At 67.0% G+C, this 17,041-nt stretch carries 13 protein-coding genes and 1 pseudogene; 4 read left to right on the top strand and 10 right to left on the bottom strand.

Going from position 1 to position 17,041, the window contains the following annotated elements:
* Nucleotides 1–64 precede the first annotated feature (64 nt).
* The 7 genes from ACYVIP_RS07875 to ACYVIP_RS07905 all read right to left on the bottom strand — a co-directional run bounded on the left by ACYVIP_RS07875 (nt 65) and on the right by ACYVIP_RS07905 (nt 8,600).
* A complete protein-coding gene (locus ACYVIP_RS07875) occupies nt 65–2,455 on the bottom strand; it encodes a hypothetical protein (protein ID WP_460393620.1) in 2,391 nt (796 codons plus the stop codon).
* Nucleotides 2,452–2,802, bottom strand: coding sequence for a helix-turn-helix domain-containing protein (locus ACYVIP_RS07880; protein ID WP_460393622.1), 351 nt, complete (start codon nt 2,800–2,802; stop codon nt 2,452–2,454). Before ACYVIP_RS07880 ends, ACYVIP_RS07875 begins: the two co-directional genes overlap by 4 nt.
* Before the next feature lie 127 nt (nt 2,803–2,929).
* Nucleotides 2,930–3,496 (bottom strand): CYTH domain-containing protein, encoded by a 567-nt coding sequence (locus ACYVIP_RS07885; RefSeq protein ID WP_460393624.1) that lies wholly within the window; start codon nt 3,494–3,496, stop codon nt 2,930–2,932.
* Between the two features lie 15 nt (nt 3,497–3,511).
* A complete protein-coding gene (locus tag ACYVIP_RS07890) occupies nt 3,512–5,890 on the bottom strand; it encodes a hypothetical protein (RefSeq protein ID WP_460393626.1) in 2,379 nt (792 codons plus the stop codon).
* A 51-nt stretch (nt 5,891–5,941) separates the two neighbouring features.
* The gene (locus tag ACYVIP_RS07895) at nt 5,942–6,265 is read right to left on the bottom strand and encodes a helix-turn-helix domain-containing protein (protein ID WP_460393628.1); all 324 of its coding nucleotides are present in this window, start codon (nt 6,263–6,265) and stop codon (nt 5,942–5,944) included.
* Entirely contained in the window at nt 6,266–7,387 is a 1,122-nt protein-coding gene (locus ACYVIP_RS07900; protein ID WP_460393630.1) for a tyrosine-type recombinase/integrase, read from the bottom strand. It lies immediately after the preceding gene.
* A 130-nt stretch (nt 7,388–7,517) separates the two neighbouring features.
* Complete coding sequence (locus tag ACYVIP_RS07905) at nt 7,518–8,600, bottom strand: tyrosine-type recombinase/integrase (protein ID WP_460393632.1); 1,083 nt, start codon at nt 8,598–8,600, stop codon at nt 7,518–7,520.
* A 183-nt stretch (nt 8,601–8,783) separates the two neighbouring features.
* Between ACYVIP_RS07905 and ACYVIP_RS07910 the strand changes: the two genes are divergently transcribed.
* Nucleotides 8,784–9,854 (top strand): replication-relaxation family protein, encoded by a 1,071-nt coding sequence (locus ACYVIP_RS07910; RefSeq protein WP_460393634.1) that lies wholly within the window; start codon nt 8,784–8,786, stop codon nt 9,852–9,854.
* A gap of 57 nt (nt 9,855–9,911) precedes the next feature.
* A pseudogene (locus tag ACYVIP_RS07915) lies at nt 9,912–10,837 on the top strand (C40 family peptidase).
* 459 nt (nt 10,838–11,296) lie between these two features.
* Here ACYVIP_RS07915 and ACYVIP_RS07920 read toward each other — a convergent pair.
* Together ACYVIP_RS07920 and ACYVIP_RS07925 are read right to left on the bottom strand one after the other, a co-directional pair.
* The gene (locus tag ACYVIP_RS07920) at nt 11,297–12,262 is read right to left on the bottom strand and encodes a cold-shock protein (RefSeq protein WP_460393636.1); all 966 of its coding nucleotides are present in this window, start codon (nt 12,260–12,262) and stop codon (nt 11,297–11,299) included.
* 371 nt (nt 12,263–12,633) lie between these two features.
* Entirely contained in the window at nt 12,634–13,053 is a 420-nt protein-coding gene (locus ACYVIP_RS07925; protein ID WP_460393638.1) for a hypothetical protein, read from the bottom strand.
* Between the two features lie 408 nt (nt 13,054–13,461).
* On the opposite strand from ACYVIP_RS07925, the gene ACYVIP_RS07930 reads away from it, so the two are divergent.
* A complete protein-coding gene (locus tag ACYVIP_RS07930; RefSeq protein ID WP_460393640.1) occupies nt 13,462–14,064 on the top strand; it encodes a hypothetical protein in 603 nt (200 codons plus the stop codon).
* A 655-nt stretch (nt 14,065–14,719) separates the two neighbouring features.
* Complete coding sequence (locus ACYVIP_RS07935; RefSeq protein ID WP_460393642.1) at nt 14,720–15,298, top strand: hypothetical protein; 579 nt, start codon at nt 14,720–14,722, stop codon at nt 15,296–15,298.
* Nucleotides 15,299–15,729: 431 nt separating this feature from the next.
* Here ACYVIP_RS07935 and ACYVIP_RS07940 read toward each other — a convergent pair.
* Nucleotides 15,730–17,041, bottom strand: a 1,312-nt coding sequence (locus tag ACYVIP_RS07940) for a vWA domain-containing protein (RefSeq protein WP_460393644.1), incomplete at its 5' end; no start/stop codon positions are given.

Consider the following 17,041-nt stretch of genomic DNA (forward strand, 5'->3'; position numbering starts at 1 on the left):
GTCACCGAACTTCCCGAACACTAACGACAGGCAGGGATCGCGAGTGCCCACTATCCCAGTACTTTCAAGATCGTTTGACTGTCGGACGGTTGGTTCTGGTCGCGGCCTGGTCGGTGACAGTATCGGCTGCAAGGTAGTCGGTCCATGTGGTTTGGGCGTACTTGGCCCAGGAGTGGGCTGTTCCGGGATGGATGCCGAACAGGTCGGCGATCACGATCGGTGGCAGAGCGCCGACGGCTTCGATCATTGCCGTGTTGCGGGCAGCAAGTGTGGGCAATCCGTGCTGTCGCAGGAGCTTTTGTGTAGCCCGAGCGCTTCGCGGCTTGCCCGGCTGGCTGGCGGGCAGGAGGTATCGGGGTCGATCGCCGTTCGGCGGTCGCACCATCGACCGGTAGGACGGGTCGGCGAGGTTGTCATCGATCAGCGCAGCCAGTTTGGGTGGCAGCAGCACTGGATGCTGGGCGAGGATAAGGAACGCGTCTCCGTTGTCGCGTTGGAGCCGGTCGGCGGTGAGTTCGACGATGCGGCTGATCGGCAGGCCGTAGAGCCTGACCAGGCTGCCCGCGATCCGCACCTCACGCGGGAGGGTTTCGTCGTTGAGGCAGCGGCGCAACTGTTGGCGGTACTGCTCCTCGGTGAGGAAGTGGACCGGCAGGCCGCCTCTGCCAGCCGGGAGTTCCAGGCGGTCGGTGAGGCGACGCTGACCTGCCCAGCGCACGAAGGGCACAAGATCCTGGCGCCGGGTCGGGTGGGCGTCCAGCCAGCAGTCGAGCTGATCTTGGGTGAGCGTGTCGAGCGTGGTCGTCCTGGCTTCGAGCCAGTCCAGGAACGCGATAGCGGTGCGGATGTCGGTTCGGTCGGCAGCAGCGGCGGCTTCGGTGTAGCGGTTGCGGGCGTGCCGTCTGCGGGCATCGCGGATCACGTGCCATTCCGCGAACGGGCGGACAATTCGCTGGTGAGGTTTGGGCAACCCGCTGATTGTGCGGTCAGCCCACGATTCCAGCAGGTTGAGGTGTTCGGCCCGGGACGGCAAGGCGCCGGTGGCGATAAGTGCATCGCGAACGTAGAGGGTGCTGCGGGTGGGCGGCAGGCCGTCCAGCAGGGCGTGGGTGATCTCGACGGGTTGTGCGGCCAGGTCTGCCAGCAAGGCTGCCGCAGGGTGGTAGTAGAGCCAGTTCAGGACCGAGTACGCGTTCTGGGCGGAGGTCAGTGCCTGTGCCAGTGGCTGAAGTTGTTGTGCCACTGTGCCATCGTCGCCGCCGAGCAGGCCATATACCCGGTGGGTCACCACGCAGCGGGCGCAGCAGCTGTCGGTGTGCAGTCGGCCTGGCTGACCGCATCGGCGGCAGGTGAAGTCCACGGTGGACCCAGCGCATGGCCCGCAGATGTCCTCACCGGTGTCGGAGCGACCAACCAAGACTCGCGGAACGTCGCACTGTGGGCAATGGGACGGGTTGCGCAGTCGGTGGAAGGCGCAGCGGCAGCAGATGTAGCCACGCGGCCACCGGCCATACAGCTCAGCGGTCTGGCCGCAGTCGTCGCAGTGGCCGGAGCCGCGAGGGCGGCAGGCGGTGCAGTGAAACGCCCCACCTCGGCCGCCGAATCCGCTGCCTGGTCGGACCCGCTCGCATACGACGCACCGGCCGGTCTGCTTGTAGCACTGGGCGCACCGGTCCGGCTGATCACCGATCGCGCGGGTGCGGATCGGTCGGATGTGGCCGCACACTCCGCAGCGCCGAGGTGGACGCCGGTAGCAATTGCGGCAGATGGCGCCGTCATCGGTGATCACAGCCGCTGGGCGCTGATCACCGCATTGGATGCATCGGCGTGCTGCCTTGGGAGCACAGGTCTCGCACCAGGCGGCGCCGTCGGCTCGTCGTTTGGTCGGCTGGCGGCGTCGCCCGCACTCGATGCAATCTTCGAACCGTTCCTCGTCGCTGGCGTAGCAACGCCGGCAGATCGGTCCCTCCGGCTTGCGGGTGACGACGTGGGCTTCCTGCCCACAGCGCGCGCAGGTGCTCACTTTCGACTTGTGCTTGCACCAGTTGCAGCACCGGCCGACTGGGGTGCGGCATTCGAGCGGTCGGTCGGACCGGCCGCAGATCGAGCATGCGGGCGCTGTGACCGGGTGGCCCGCGGCGGCCAGCAGGAGCAGGAGCCGGGCCAGCGCGAGCGGGCAGTCCGGCGGTGGGACGCGCAGCGCGTCGGGATGCTGGTCGAGGTAGCGATGCAGAGCCAGCGCACCCCAGGCCGTCCACGCCTGGGCCTGTTCAAGGAACTCCTGGGCCTCGGGTGGGGTGGCCGTGGGATTGGTGATGTCCCTGAGTGCCGCGACCAGCCGGGCTCGGGCGCCGTCGCGTGCGGCGATGCGGTCCAGGCGCTGCCTCTCGCCCTCGCGGTTGCGCACCCGACGCAGGACGCTCGGCTTGGGCCGCTGGGTATTCGGTGTGGTCATGGCTGTTGCGGTCGGTGCTGGTCGGGTCGGCGCACGACCGAACGCCGGGGCGCCGGAGCGGGATCGCCGGTGGTTCCAGCAGCGCTTTCGGCGGTCCTGCGGAGCTGCTGGTTGACGATCTCCGGCTTGATCAGGTCGTTCGGTTCGCAGTCGAGGATGTCGCACAGCGCCACCAACGTGTCCATGCTCAACCGTTGCGGCGGCTGGGTCACCATCCGATACACCTGCTCGCGGGACAAAACGATCCCCCGCTCGGCCAGCAACGGGACCAGATCCGAGGTCTGGAACATGTCTCGGTCGGCCATCAGATGGCGCAACCGCCACTGGTATCCCATTTTCTTGAGCACCGCATCACTCCCAATCCTCGCCCAGCCAGCCTCTCAACGCTTTCTCCAGCAGCTTGTTCCGGTACTCGTTGGACACTCCCTCTGGCGACGTCAGATATCGCAACTGTCCGAATGCCTCCGTTCTGGATCAGTGGCTCGCGGGATCGGGCCGGTGATCGACGTCGATGCCGTAGTCGGCGAGCCAGGACGTCAGGTGCTCCCGCGAGGCGGTCGCGAGGCAGCCGCCAGTGAATCTCTGATCATTGGTGACCTCGGCGATCACGTAGCTCGGCGGTCGGAAGGCGAGCATCGCGTTGTCCGTGTCGAATTCGACCTCGGCCAGGACAAGCCCGTGCAGCGGTGGAGCGAAGACATCGATGCCGAAGGGCGGGATGCTGTAGCGCGTCTTGATCAGCGTCGTGGTGGGCAGGTCAGCGAGCAGGTCGTACTCGGTTTTGGACAGGTAGGTGTTGGTGATCAGGCCCTGCACCGGTCCGGGACGTTCGGCGGGCATCTTCTGCGTGAACTTGTATTGGTGACCGCCTCGCTGGTCGTCCATGTGTCGCAGGCGCAGGGTGGTGCCGGTCAAGTAGCGGTCGGTGATCGTGCGGATCGCAGTCGCAGGCGAGTCGCTAGGCAGGTCGGCAAGCAGGAATCTGCGTTCGCGCTCGACGCGGGCGTATTTTCCGGGAACGGGCGAGTCTGGGGATGTCACGAGTCTGATCTGCTTTCACCTCGACGAAGGGGACGGCTGTTCGGTGCGGCGGCTGATCTCCGCGGCGTAGGCGGTCCAGTCGCCGCTGCTGGCGCGTTGCCAGGCGACCGCGACACTGATGTGGATGCCGAGCATCTTGGCGAGAATGGCAGCGGGCAGGTCAGTGGCGAGTTGGAACAGGGCGGTGGATCGTGCTTGTCCTGGCTGCAGTCCAAGTTGGCGGAGTCGTTGGCCGAGTTGGTAGGAGCTGATGGGGCGGCCGGGTTGTCCGCCGGGGAATAGCCAGGGCGAGGTTCCTGTGTCGCCGATCGCGGCGTGACCGCGGCGGGAAGCGACGAGTTGCAGGGTGAGTCCGGCAAGGGGTTCGGGCAGCACGACGGGCTCACGGCCGAGCCGCAGCCGTACTTCGTGGTCGTGGTGTTCGACGTGTTCCAGGGTGAGGCGGCTGATGGCCGATGGCCATTGGGCGTAGAGCAAGAGCAGCAGACCTGCGACGCGGTCTTCGGGTTTGACGGATTCGTCGTGCAACAGCCAGCGGGCTTGTTCCCAGCGTGTTTCGGTGTCGATGACGCGTGCTGGTCCGCCCCACCGGGTTGCGGGGTAGGTCAGCTGAGTCAGCTTCTGTTTCTTGGCCCATCGGACGAAGTGGCCGGCTTCGGCCCGGTGTGTGGCGTTGTCGTCGGTGAGCCAGCGCTCGAGATCGGGCTGCCCGCAGGTAGGGAGCGTCAGGTCGTGCGAGGTCAGCCAATCGAGGAAGGCGATCGCGCCGCGAAGGTGCTGGCGGGCCGTTGCGAGCTGGTTGTGGGTGGTTTCGGTGCCTTCGACTCGGCGGCGCAGCCGCCGGAGCAGGTGCCAGATGCCGTAGCTGCGCAGCAGTTGCTGCTGGGAGGGGTCTGGGCGTTCGGAGACAGCTTGGGTGATCCAGTGTTCGAGCCGGGACATCTGCTCATCACGGTGCGGAAGTGCACCGGCCGCGACCAGCACGCTGCGCAGGTGCTCAAGTGGTTTGCCGGGCGGCAGCGTGTCCAGTGTGTCGTGGGTGAGCTCGCCCTGGTTGCGCAGTTCGCGCAGGATTGTGGGGGTCGTGCTTCTGTTGAGCCAGCTTTCCACTGTGGACGGGCGACTGGTGGTGGTCACGGCTTGGTAGAACGTCTGCAGGTGCTCGGGTATCTGCCCGTCCTTGGCAGCGAGAAGTTCGCGCAGCCGACGGTTGATGGTGCACTGGGCGCAGCGGCCGGCGTGGATGCGGCCAGGTTGTCCGCAGGTCGGGCAGCTGCGCCAGAAGTCGGCGTCGGGACGGGTGCAAGTCGAGCAGAGTGGTTGCGCGAGAGTTCCGCCGCGAAGCCGGGCGGTCTCACCGCATCCGGCGCAGGTGATCCATCGCTGTTTGCAGGCCCGGCACCAGGGTTTGCCGGTGGTCTCGGAGATCAGCCCCGGGCCTTGGCGCCGGCAGATCTCGCAGGTCACGGTGTTCCAGGGGCGGCAGCTCTCGCAGAGCGGTCCTTGCGGGGTCCGGATGCTGACACGTCGCCGCCGACCGCACCCTGTGCAGTCCTGGAGGTTGGCGGGCTCGCTGACGTAGCAGGTCGAACAGAGAGGGCGTCCGTGTTCGTCGCGGGCAGCTGCTTCGCGAACGTCCCCGCAGCGGGCGCAGGGGTGCGCGCGGGTTTTGGCCACGCAGGTTCGGCAGTGCCATCGGCCGTTGATCTGGCGATACAGACGCATGACGCGATCGCAGCCGGGGCAAGCGGGGCGGGTTATCGCCTGTGCTCCGGCGGCGATCAGCTCATCGATCAGTCCCAGCACGCCCATCAGCGGAGCGGCCGCGCCTTCGCCGGTCAACAGCTTCGGGTTGTCCTCGACGGCCCACGCCAGTTGCCGCAGCTTCGCCGGGCGGGTGAACACCCGCAGGGCGGCGGTGGCGACCGTCTGGGCAGGCAGGGACGGGTCCAGCAGGGCGATTGTGTCCGCGAGAACGACCAGCGGATCGCGGTCGGGGTCGTCCGGGCAGTGCTTGCAGCGTGGTTGGCCACCTCGATCGAGGGTGACGATGGCCTTTGTCTGACCGCAGGATGCGCAAGCTCGATGTGGTGGTTTGTCGCAGGGCGCGCAGTACCAATGCTCGCCGCGGCGTTGCAGACTGCGCAGTGTCCGGGCGCATTTCGCGCAGGTCGGCGACGACACCCGTTGCGCGCCGATCCGTCGCAGCGCCAAGAGCAGGTCGCCGATCGCCTTGGGTGCCGGAGAGCGTCCGTCGAGCAACACGCCGGGTTTGTCGAGCAACGCTTGAGCGAGTCGTCGCTGCTTGGCTCTGCCACCGGCCAGCGCCGCAGCTGTCGCCTCGATGGCCGCGCGTTCCAGATCGGGCTCGTGGACGGCGACGAGATCAGCCACTACTCGCAGTGGATCCGCGAGCACCTCCGGTGCCATCGCCGAGGTCATCGGTCACGCGCCGGTGATGCGGGCCCGTTTGGGACGCAGGCCACCGACGCCGGCGTCCTCACCTGTGGCGGTGCGCTTCTTGGTCGCCGGCTGGGACGCGACGGGCTCGATCAGCTCGTCCATGGTGCAGCCCAGGATGTCCAGCAACGCCATCAGGACCTTCAGGCTCAGCCGTTCGGGACGCTCCACGACCAGCCGATAGACCTGGCTGGAAGACAGATGGATGCCCCGCTGCGCCAGAGGTTCGGTCAGGTCGGTGGTCTGGAACATCTCCCGGCTGGCCATGACGTGGCGCAGGTTCCACCGGTAGTCGAGTTTGCGAGCCATTCACTGCTCCTTCCCGTGTCCAGTCGGCTGTTCGAAGGCCGGAGTGAGGGCTTTGCGCAGCGCGGTGTTCATGAAGTCGCCGGACACGTGGGTGTAGATCGCCGTCGACGTGTCGCACCGGTGCCCGACGGCCTCTTGGATGAACCGCCGGTCCACTCCTTGCTCGGTCAGATGCGTGACCCACGAATGCCGAAGGCTATGGGGCGACAGGGCTTTCGGCAGGCCGAGCGCGTCGCGGTAGGACACGAATCGGGCGTTGATCTCCGCTGGCTTGATCCTCCCGCCCCGTTCGGTCACCCACAGCGCCGGATGATCGTCACAGCCGAACCGGGGGCGGATGTTCTCCACGTAGTCCGCGACCGCGTCCACCGCCCAGCCCATCACCGACGGCACGTTGCGGCGCCGTGGCGGTTGGCCGCGTACCGCCTTGCCGTAGCGGACGTGCAGCATCCCGTACCGGCCGAACTCCGGCACGGCCGGGTTGCGACCCCAGTCAGCCAGGTCCAGCTTGGACGTCTCGGTGCGGCGCAGACCCCACCCGTAGACGACCTTGAACAACGTGGCATCTCGATAAGCAGCCAGCGCACCCTTGCGCTTGGCCCGCACCGCGCGGTCGACCTGGTCATCGGCATAGTCCAGGAACCGCTGCAACTCCTCGCGGGTGAAAGGACGCGCCTCGGGATCGCCCTCGTAGTCGTTGAGGTGGGCGATGGTGTTCCACTCGTGGCAGATCGGCACCGGATGCTCCCCCGGCCCGAACTCGGCCTCACACGCCGGAACCCAGCCGTAGCGCCCGTCGCAGAGATACTCGCTGAACAAGCGCAGATCCGTCTGATAGCCCCGAATCGTCGAGGGCGCCAGATGCTTCTCGCCAGTCAGCGATTGTGTCCACTCGTCCACCTGCGCCGGGCCCCAACGCCACGGGTACTCGTTGGTGAACGAGATGAACCGCCGCACCAGCCGCTCCCGCGGCACGATCGTGCCCTCCTGCAAGCCCCGCGCCGTCTGCTGCGCCCGCCAGCCCTCCAGCATCGCCTCAACCATCGCGTCCTCCGGCCGCAACTGCACCACACCAGAGACGAGCTGCAAGTGCGCCGCACCCGCCAGATCGCCCCGTCCCATCCACGCCTCCAGCCTCGAACTACTCGACCGTTTGAAGCCAAGATCATGCATCTAACGGGATCATCGAGCAAGTCATGCAGGCCAGGCGGCGTGTCGAGCCGACCACATGGACCCAATTACCGGCTCGCTCTCAGCAGGCGACCTGCGACTTCTCACCCGTCTGATGCAATTTCTGAGGGTTCATATAGATCGCCGTGGTCGACCCGTAGGTGTGACCGGCTTGTTCCTGCACGAAGCGGGCCGGATAGCCGAACTCGGTCAGATGCGTGATGTAGGAGTGCCGCAAGCAGTGCAGATCCAGGCTCGAATCGAGCCCGGCGTCCTCGCTGGCTGCGACGAACGCCTCGTTGATCGACCGCGGCGACAACCGGCCAGCCCGTTCGGTCACCCACAACGCCGGATGGCTGCCCGGCGCGAAGCGGGGCCGCACCTGAGTGATCCAATCCCGCAACGTGTCAAGTACCCAATCCATCTCCGGCACCAACAACACCGTCCGACGCTTCGGCGGCGACCCCTTCGGTCCCTTCCCGTACCGGACCATCAGACTGCCGAACTCGCCGAACTGCGGTGCCGCGCGGTTGCGGCGCAGATCGACCAAGTCCAGCCGAGACGCTTCCCGGCGGCGCAGCCCGAACGCGTACACCGCCTTGAGCACCGCAGCGTCCCGCGCCGCGCACAACGCGCCCTTGCGGCCCTGCGCCGCGATCACACCAGGCCGGGCGTCCGCAGCGTCGAACAACGCCTGCACCTCGTCATAGGTCAACGGCCGCCGACGCGGATCGCCTTCGTAGTCGAGCTTGTGCAGGACCGAGTTGCCCTCATGGAAAACCTGCTGCGGCGTGTCACCGAACCGCTCTTCGCACACCCGATCCCAGCCGTAGCGCGAATCAAGCAGATATTCCAAGAAAAGACTGATCGTCACCTCGTACGAACGAGCCGTCGACGACACGATCGGCGACTGACCGCCGCGCATGTCATCGATAAACGCCTCACCATCCGCCGGCGCCCACTGCCACGGATACAAACCGGTAAACCGTTCCATCCGGCGAATCAACTGCAGCCTCGGCGTGATCGTCGACGCCTTCAGGAAACGCGCGGACTGCTGCCGACGCCAACCCTCCAACATCGCCTCGAACACCCCCGGCGCCGGATCAAGGTGAACGACATTCTCCACCAACACAACACGCGCTGAACCAGGCGCTTCAACACCCACCGGGCTGTTGTACCAGACGCAACATCGATGCGCCGGGCAACGAGGCCCTGGTCCACTGTGGATTCACCCATCTCAGCGACAACTCGTGTCAGTCGCTTGACCAGCGAAAACGGCAGTTAGGCCGTTCTGTCCAATGTTGCATCCAATGCAATTCCGCTCATTTTCTTCTCGGAGGTGCCCATCATGATCACCAATCCCACCCAGCAACGCGCCTTGCGCGGTCACAAACCCACCCGACCCACGCCGCGCGCCGCGAACACCGCCGAGCACCAGGCCGCGCTGGCGTGGCGGCTCACCCCACGCGATAAGTGGATCATTCGGATGCTCTGGGAACACAAGGTGCTCACCTCTCACCAGATCACCGCCCTCGCGTTCCCCAGCTTCCGGTCCGGGCGGATGCGGCTGCGTGAGCTCTACCTCTGGGGAGTCGTCGATCGCTTCCAGCCCTTCGTCACTCTCGGCACCGCACCGATGCACTACGTCCTCGCGCCCGCCGGCGCGGTCGTGCTCGCCGCCGAAAACGGCCAGGATGTCAAGGAACTCGGCTACCGCCACGACCGCGCCTTCAACGTCGCCCACAGCCTGCGCCTCGCCCACACCATCGGCGTCAACGACTGGTTCACCGCCCTGGTCGACCGAGCCCGCCACCCCCACCCCACCGAACAAACAGAACTCGTGGCGTGGTGGTCGGAAACCCGCTGCGGCCGCCACTTCGGCGACCTGATCAAACCCGACGCCTACGGCCGCTGGTGCACAGGTAATCGGCAGGTCGAGTGGTTCCTCGAGTACGACTTCGGCACCGAGGCTCTGGCCAAGCTCGCAGGGAAACTCGCCGGCTACGCCGCCCTCGCCCAAGCCACCGGCATCACCACACCGCTGCTGATGTGGCTGCCGACCTCACGGCGCGAAGCGACCGCCCGCCAAGCACTGGCACGAGCATGGCGCGACCTCGACGACCGGCACACGGTGCCCGTCGCCACCGCGGCAGCAGAACTGCTCGATTCCGAGGTCGAGCATCCAAGCCCGGCAGACGAGGTCTGGCTCCCGCTCAACGTGACTACCGGTGCGCCCCGGCGAGCACTGTCAGGGCTGTGGGACGCCTGGCCCCATGTGCCGCCACCGGTCACGCCCACCGACGAGGCCATTGCCGGGCCGAACTCGCCGCAGTCGATGTCGCCACCGCCCTCACCGATGCCGCCCACCTCGACCAGCCCGCAGACGTCACGCGGAGCGGCCCGGCCGGGGAGCTGGTGAGGCGTGTTCGCCAAGATCGCCATCGGGGCCGCGGTGGTGTTGCTGTTCATCCCCATCATGCTCGGCATGGGCGTGAGCGCGGTAGTGGACGCACTGTTCGGCGGCTCCTCGAACACCAGCGTCGACTGCACGAAACCGGTCGCCGACATCCCACCCGATTACTGCCTGCTCTACATCACCGCCGCCCCGACTGCCCAGGGCTGGACTGGACCGTGCTCGCCGCGATCGGCGAGATCGAGACCGACCACGGCCGATCCCCACTGCCCGGTGTCCACGACGGCGAGAACTCCTCCGGCGCCGCCGGGCCGATGCAGTTCCTCGCGCCGACCTTCAACGGTGTCATCGCCGCGCACCAGATCCCGTCTGGCGGCGCGTCACCACCCTCCCGGTATAACCCGCACGACGCGACCCACGCCGCGGCCCACCTACTCTGCGACGAAGGAGTAAGCCAAGGCGACCTACGCGCGGCGATCTTCTCCTACAACCACGCCGACTGGTACGTCGACCAAGTCCTCGAACAAGCCACGACATACGCCCACGCAGCCGCGACCAGCGTCGGCACCGGCGACTGCAACGCCATCCAAGCCCCCAACGCCATCACCCTCGCCGCGATCAACTACGCCTGCGGACAACGAGGCCTGCCCTACATCTGGGGCGGCAACGGCCCAGCAGCAGGCGACGCCGGCTTCGACTGCTCCGGCCTGACCAAAGCCGCCTACGACGCCGCAGGGGTGAAGCTGCCGCGCACCGCCCAAACCCAGTTCAACGCCGGCCCCAGAGTCCCGTTCGGGCAGCCGCTGCTGCCGGGAGACCTCGTCTTCTACGGCACCCCCACCACCATCCACCACGTCGGCCTCTACATCGGCGGCGGACTCATGATCAACGCCCCCACCTTCGGGCAACCCGTACAGATCGACAACTACCGCTACAACGGCGACGACTACGCCGGAGCAATACGCCCGGCTGCCCCTATCTCGGCGTAGGTTCTCATGTTTGATTTCATTTTCTCACTGATTTCTCGTCGGTCTTTCGTAGGTGAAAGATCGGTGAGAAGTCGGACGTCGAGCCGTCCGTGCGAGGTCACTAGTTCGTGTCTGATGGCTGGGCTGTCGGGGGTGACCGGTCGTGTGTGCCTTCACGTGTTGATCGTCGAGCGGCAAGCACGCAGCTTCGAGGCGGTTACTCAGGACGACCCTGGGTTGGCGTTGGCCCGGCTGTCGGCGGCGGAACGTGAGTGGTTGGTGCAGCGGGCGGCGCGTGTTCGGGAGACGCTGACCGGATATACCTCGGGCCACGCTGGCCCCGCCGCGACGAACCCCGAACGGCCGCTGGTGACTGGACCGCCTACGCCGCCGAGGTCAGCCGGGCCGCGCGGTCGATACCACGCCGCCATGACAAGCCAGAAGTGCTCGGAACGAGCGTCCGGCCGGCGTGGCGGACATTCAGGTCACAGGTCGGACGGCGATAGCCCTGGGCCCGCCATGCGTCATGACGGCCTCGAATTCGACCCGCTGTCCAGGAGTCAGCTGCGGCAGCCCGATCGAGTCGATCGCGGTGTGGTCGAAGACCACGAGGTCGCCACCCGCGTCCGAGTAGATGGTTCCCCGCCGCGTGTCGTGGAAGGTGCATATGGTGCCCTGGGTCGACCGCAGGGCGAGACGTTGTGCGGGACAGCCCGGCTTGTGGAACAGGGAACATCCCCAGTCGAGGTCAGGGTCGCCGCCGTCGGACCTCAGCGTGACGTCGGGGTGCAGGACGAACGGCTTCCCGTTGTCGTCGATGACGGTGGTTCCTCGCCGGCCGGCGAGGATCCAGTCGAGTTCCAGTCGCCAGTGGGTTTCGTGGGTACGTACCTGCGGCACGATGTGAAACCGCTCGACGTCGGTCGGGCTGATCGTGAACGGAAAGTCACGGTCCCCTGCCTGCAGTCGTGGTTGACCGGTGTCGAGGTCGCAGGTGAATGGGCGTGCCTCAAGGTACCCGCCAACCCGCACTTCGATGCAGGCGCGCCCAGATGGGCGCCGGGAGATCACGACAGGCCGCATGGCGTCCAGCACGACCGCCCGGGTGGTTCCGGCTTCGAGGGTGAGGATGTGGAGCGCGCCGCTGAGGGGAGCGGCGCGAGGCGGATCCTCGTCCACCACCAATCTCGTCAACCCGTGATCGATGTCGACCGTGGCGATGACGGGGTGGCTCGCGTCGTAGCCCTCACCCTGATGGGAGTAAATGTGGAGGCCGCCGAAGATCGAGTGCGCTTGCACATTGTTGTTGTGATGTCCGCCGGCCATCCGGTTGCGCACGCCGTCGCCGTGGTCGATGTCGCGGTCGTCCGCGTCGTGGTCGATGTCGCGGTCGTCCGCGTCGTGGTCGATGTCGCGGTCGTCCGCGTCGTGGTCGTCGTTCTCCACGGTGTCACTCCTTCGATCATGAGTCTTGCATCACCGAATCTTCGACGGTCCGGCCGACCTTGCCCCGTCAGAACTACCCACTTGTCGGCGCCGGGGTCCGAGCAGTTGGGGCGGACCCATTGTGCCCGGAGTCAGATCATCTGGTGCGCGTCCAACCGTAACGAGCTGTGTACGGCGACAGCCGGGCCACCGGCGCCCCACCCAGCGGCGGCCCCGGACGACGACGCGCAGCCATCCACGAACTCGAACACCACAAACCACGCAACCGGAAGAAAGCGACAAATCGATGAGAAACACGACGCGCACAACCGATGAGAAACCCAATCTCTTCCCGGGACGAACGAAGATCAAATGAAACCGTTCTTGAGAACCTACAATCGCGTGAACGGTTCCGGTTCGCCCATGCCCGCGCCGACCTTCGCGGCGAACGGTTGACCGAAGGGGTCGACCAGCAGGATCCGTTGGGTGAACAACGGTGGCGACTCCGCGTCGAGGGTGATGATGTTGTGATCGCTGCCCAGCTCGAAAAGCGTGTTCATCACGTCGCGGCTGGCGGTGCGATCCGGGTCGGTCTCGACCGACAGGCCCTCGACCCGGATCTCCAGAACGCGCTGCTCGGGCAGGACAGTGACGCGGGTATGGATGTGTTCGGGAAGGCAGCCATCTTCGCGAAGCTCGGCGATATCGGCGGACAGTTGCACGGCGATGGCCTCGAGCCGATAGCCGCGTTCGACGGCGACCCGGGAACCCCACACGACATGCAGATCCATCGGCGTGTCACGTTCTGGCATGACGAGTCCTCTTGGAACAGTACGGCCCCGAGCCGCGGGCGCCGCGCTCTCGCCGTCGCCAACGGACGGGCAAACTGAGTTCAGGAAGGTCGCACACTCGTCGATCACCTTTGTTCCCATGGGTTTGTTGCCGTGTCGACGTGTATGGACGCTTCGTGCGGGCGGAGATGTCAACGCCCATGTGTGTCATAGGCGCGAACTGGACCTGTTTGTAGTAGCGACGTCACGCGAATCGGTGAACGTCCACACAAGACACATGTGTTTGTCATGCACCGCTTGACTTCACGCACCGAAGGAAGCGTTCATAGATGTGCGGCCCGACAGACCACCGGATGCGCACCGGGGGCCGCACCCGCTCCGGCCGGGGCATGACCACCCAACCCGACACGTACCCATTGCGAGGTAGTCATGTCCACCAACCGCACCCTGCGAGCCGTTCCGACCCCGGCCACCGATCCGGCGAAGCCGCGCACGGAGACCGAGGAGAAGCTGTGGCAGGCACTCAGTGACCATCCCGGCAGCACCGCCGCCGCGCTGTCCACCACCGCCGGGATCGGCAAATCGACCGCACCCAAAATCCTTACCCGCTGGGAGAAGGACAGCCTCGTCACACGCACCCCGGGGATCGCCGACGGGGGCTCCCGCCCCGCTGATCGCTGGTCGATCACCACTAACGACCAGCCCAGCGACACGCACCCCTCGGACGAGCAACCGGACGACGATCAGCCCACGGACCACCAGCACACCGACAACCAGCCGACGGCGGTCACGGAGCCGGGTTCGGAGCCGATGCCGGAGAAGCTGGAGCGGTTGGCACCGGGGGCGTTGCGCGGAATGGTCGAGGACTACCTGCGCGACAACTCCGGCGAATTCAGCCCGAACACGATCGGCAAAGCGCTGGGCCGATCCTCCGGCGCGGTACACAACGCGCTAGAGAAGCTGGTGGACAGCGGCTACGCCGTGCGCACCAGCGACAAGCCCAAGAAGTACGCCCTCGCCAAGCTGACCTGACCGTCGACCGATCTCACGTTGGCGGCCAAACAGATTCAGTCGACCAGAACCGAGACCCGATCCGATCAAACATCCGAAAGAGGGAATCCATTCCTGGTATGAGCGCTTGTCGCCGTAACCGGGGCGTGCTCAGGGTAGATGGCGATCACTTCGACGACGGGTTCTACCGCGCTTACGGGTTCAAACGAGGTTACGGCCGTGCCCACAACGGAAAGAGTGGGGGGCGTATTCGGCGGCGGCTTCTCCACCGCCGCGAGAACATCATCTGGCGCCGTGGCATCAACGACCGATAGCTGCCTCCGCTCCCCCGCAACAACTCGGTAGCCCTGGTGTCCCAACGGATCACCGTTGGGACACCACCACATTCGCGTCTGCCCTGTTCGGCATGGTTGTCGCTGCCGGGACCACCGGGACAGCGAGCGGGAGCGAGTTGATCTTGCCTGATTGAGATGTGATCGGATTGCGCTGGCGGTCGTCCGTATCGGCATCCAGTCCGCGGGCATCAACATCGGAACGATCATGCCGGAGACGGACACGCCCACAACAGCCACCGCGGACCCGTCCAGTGCGTGTCCAGTTGGCATCCAGACACCGTTTATACGTTCCGGAGCACCCGCCGCGCAGATCGTGACGGCGGTGTTCGAAGGAGCCCCACATGAAGAGACTCGTCTGCGCCGCTGTAATCGGCATGCTGAGCATCCTTGCGCTCGCCGTCCCCGCGAACGCCGCACCCGCCCCGCTCTCCGACGCCCAGGTGGACAGGATGATCGCCGAGGCCGCCGCCGCCCTGCCCGCCCCGGACAGCGCCGAGTGGGCGGCACGCGAGGCCACGCCACAGACGCTCACCCTGCACCCGCGCACCGGCCCGGACCGGGCGACCGCCGCGGCCGTGATCTGCTCGGCGTTCAGCCAGGTACTGCGGACCGACATCGGCGGATTCTTCCTCGCCGTCGGCGAGGCGTCCTCGTCCTGCCCGGCACCGGTCGACTACGTCAGCGCGAAGGCCACGCTGTACTTCTGGGTGCCCGACCTGAACCGCTGGGAGATCGCCTCGTACGGCAGCCTGGCCATCGGCTCGCCCTACAAAACCCCGGGCGAGGCAATCACCAGCGTCGCCAGCTCCAACTGCCGGGCCGCCTACTACGCCGTGCTCGGCATCCACCAGGCCCGCCTCGGCGGCGACACCGCCACCGCCCGCACCGAATCGAACTACGTCCAGTTCACCTGCGGCTGACCGGCCACAGTGGCGGGACCCGGCCCACCTGGACCGGGTCCCGCCCCCAGTTCAGGACACACGGATCGGCTTGACGGCCCAGCAGGATGATCAGCTGGCTGAGCCACTACCTTCACCGGCTCCCACCCAGAGAAGCTGGTGCCGGGCCGACGTCGTCTACTGCCGCATTGCGCACCATCGGTGACCCACGCTGCCGCGCAATCCTGCCTTCCGGACCTCAGCAACTGGGCAGGTTCACTTGTACCTGCCTGGCACATTCGTGCGTACGCCGACAACCCGGCCACCGAACTCAGTGACCGGGCCGCTTCGCAAGATCAACAAGCGACGATGATCAGCGGCAACCCATCGTGACGGACATGCGATCTGGCTATCAGCGCAGTTCAGAGGTGCAATTCGAAACTGGTCCCGTCCCCGTGACCGGTACGAACCCATTAGCGGGTGGTGGCGCGCAGGGCGGCGGTGGCGGCGTGTCCGATGGCCCGGGCGGTGGTGGTGGGGTCGGTCAGCAGGTGGACGGTCGCCCCGGTGAGTGGGGTGTCGTGGGTGCTGGTGGTCAGCCACAGCACGGCGCACCCGGACGCGCGCAACCGGTCGAGTTTGCGTTGCCCGTCGCGGCGTGGTTGGTCGCGGTAGTCGCCGTCGGACACGATGACCACCAGTCGCGCCGCGCCGGGGCGGGACAGTCCGAGGGCTCCGTCGAGGGCGTCCAGCGCGACGGGGATGTCTTCCCAGTTGTCGTTGGAGTAGAAGTCGGTGACCTCGGTGGGTGGTGTGCCGGGGCGGGTCAGCGGGCGCACGTGGTGTCCGAAGATCACGCTGGCGGTGTCGGCGGGCACTCTGGTGTGGCGGGCGGCGTTGGCCAGAATCCACGCCGCCGAGGCCACGTGCGCGCTCGCCCATTTCATCGACCCGGACACGTCGCACGCGATCCCGACCCGCAGCGGCGGGACGGTGACCGGGGTGCGGGTGATGCGGGTGAACGGTTCGGCGGTCACCACCGCCCCGGCGGCATGTTGGGCTTCGGCGGCACGCACCCCACGCATCCGCAGCCGCCCGGGCGGCACTTCCGAGGTGGAGCGCGTGGCGACCCGTTCCCGGATCCCGGCGGTGTCCAACGCCCGTGCCAGCACCCGCGCGGCGGTGCGCTCCTCCGGTGTCGGCGGACGGGTGCCCGCCGTTGTGGTGCGACCGGTCCGGGGACCACCAGTGGCGAACACCCGCCGTGCTGTCTGCCGCGCCTTGTTGTGGGCGGCGTTCTCCTGGGCCTTCTCGGCGGCGGCCACGGCGGCGGGGTCTTCGGGTGCCTTCTCGCGCGCCGCTGTCGCCGCGACCCCGTTCAGCACGGCGCTGATCGCGTCCGCCAACGGCGACGGGTCAGCGGCGGGGATGTTGGGAATACCGGTGCCGGGGGTGCCGCCGGACGGGTCGGGGGTGCCGGACGGGTCCGGTGCCCCGCCAGGGTCGGTGGGGGTGTTCGGGTCGGTGCCGAGGATGTCGCACCACTGCCGCCCGAGGTCGAGCATGGTCTGGCCGTCGTCATCGGCGGTGCGCAACGCCGTGCGCCACACCGCCCGCAGTTTGCTCAGCGTCTCGGCGCCGAGCACGTCCTGGATGACACGGGCGACGGGGGCGACCTCGGTGTGGGTGAGCACGCCGCCGTCCGCGCGTCCCAGCAGCAGCGCGGCGGTGCGCGCGGCGTGCGCTGGGGTCATCTGTGGGGCGGTGGCGGGGTCAGTGCTGGTG

It is taken from the genome of Actinophytocola sediminis (genome assembly GCF_054779715.1).

Coding starts and splice junctions, on each gene's coding strand:
- ACYVIP_RS07875 (WP_460393620.1), bottom strand. CDS start 2,455: ATGACCACACCGAATACCCAGCGGCCCAAGCCGAGCGTCCTGCGTCGG.
- ACYVIP_RS07895 (WP_460393628.1), bottom strand. CDS start 6,265: ATGGCTCGCAAACTCGACTACCGGTGGAACCTGCGCCACGTCATGGCC.
- ACYVIP_RS07900 (WP_460393630.1), bottom strand. CDS start 7,387: ATGGGACGGGGCGATCTGGCGGGTGCGGCGCACTTGCAGCTCGTCTCT.
- ACYVIP_RS07910 (WP_460393634.1), top strand. CDS start 8,784: ATGATCACCAATCCCACCCAGCAACGCGCCTTGCGCGGTCACAAACCC.
- ACYVIP_RS07925 (WP_460393638.1), bottom strand. CDS start 13,053: ATGCCAGAACGTGACACGCCGATGGATCTGCATGTCGTGTGGGGTTCC.
- ACYVIP_RS07930 (WP_460393640.1), top strand. CDS start 13,462: ATGTCCACCAACCGCACCCTGCGAGCCGTTCCGACCCCGGCCACCGAT.
- ACYVIP_RS07935 (WP_460393642.1), top strand. CDS start 14,720: ATGAAGAGACTCGTCTGCGCCGCTGTAATCGGCATGCTGAGCATCCTT.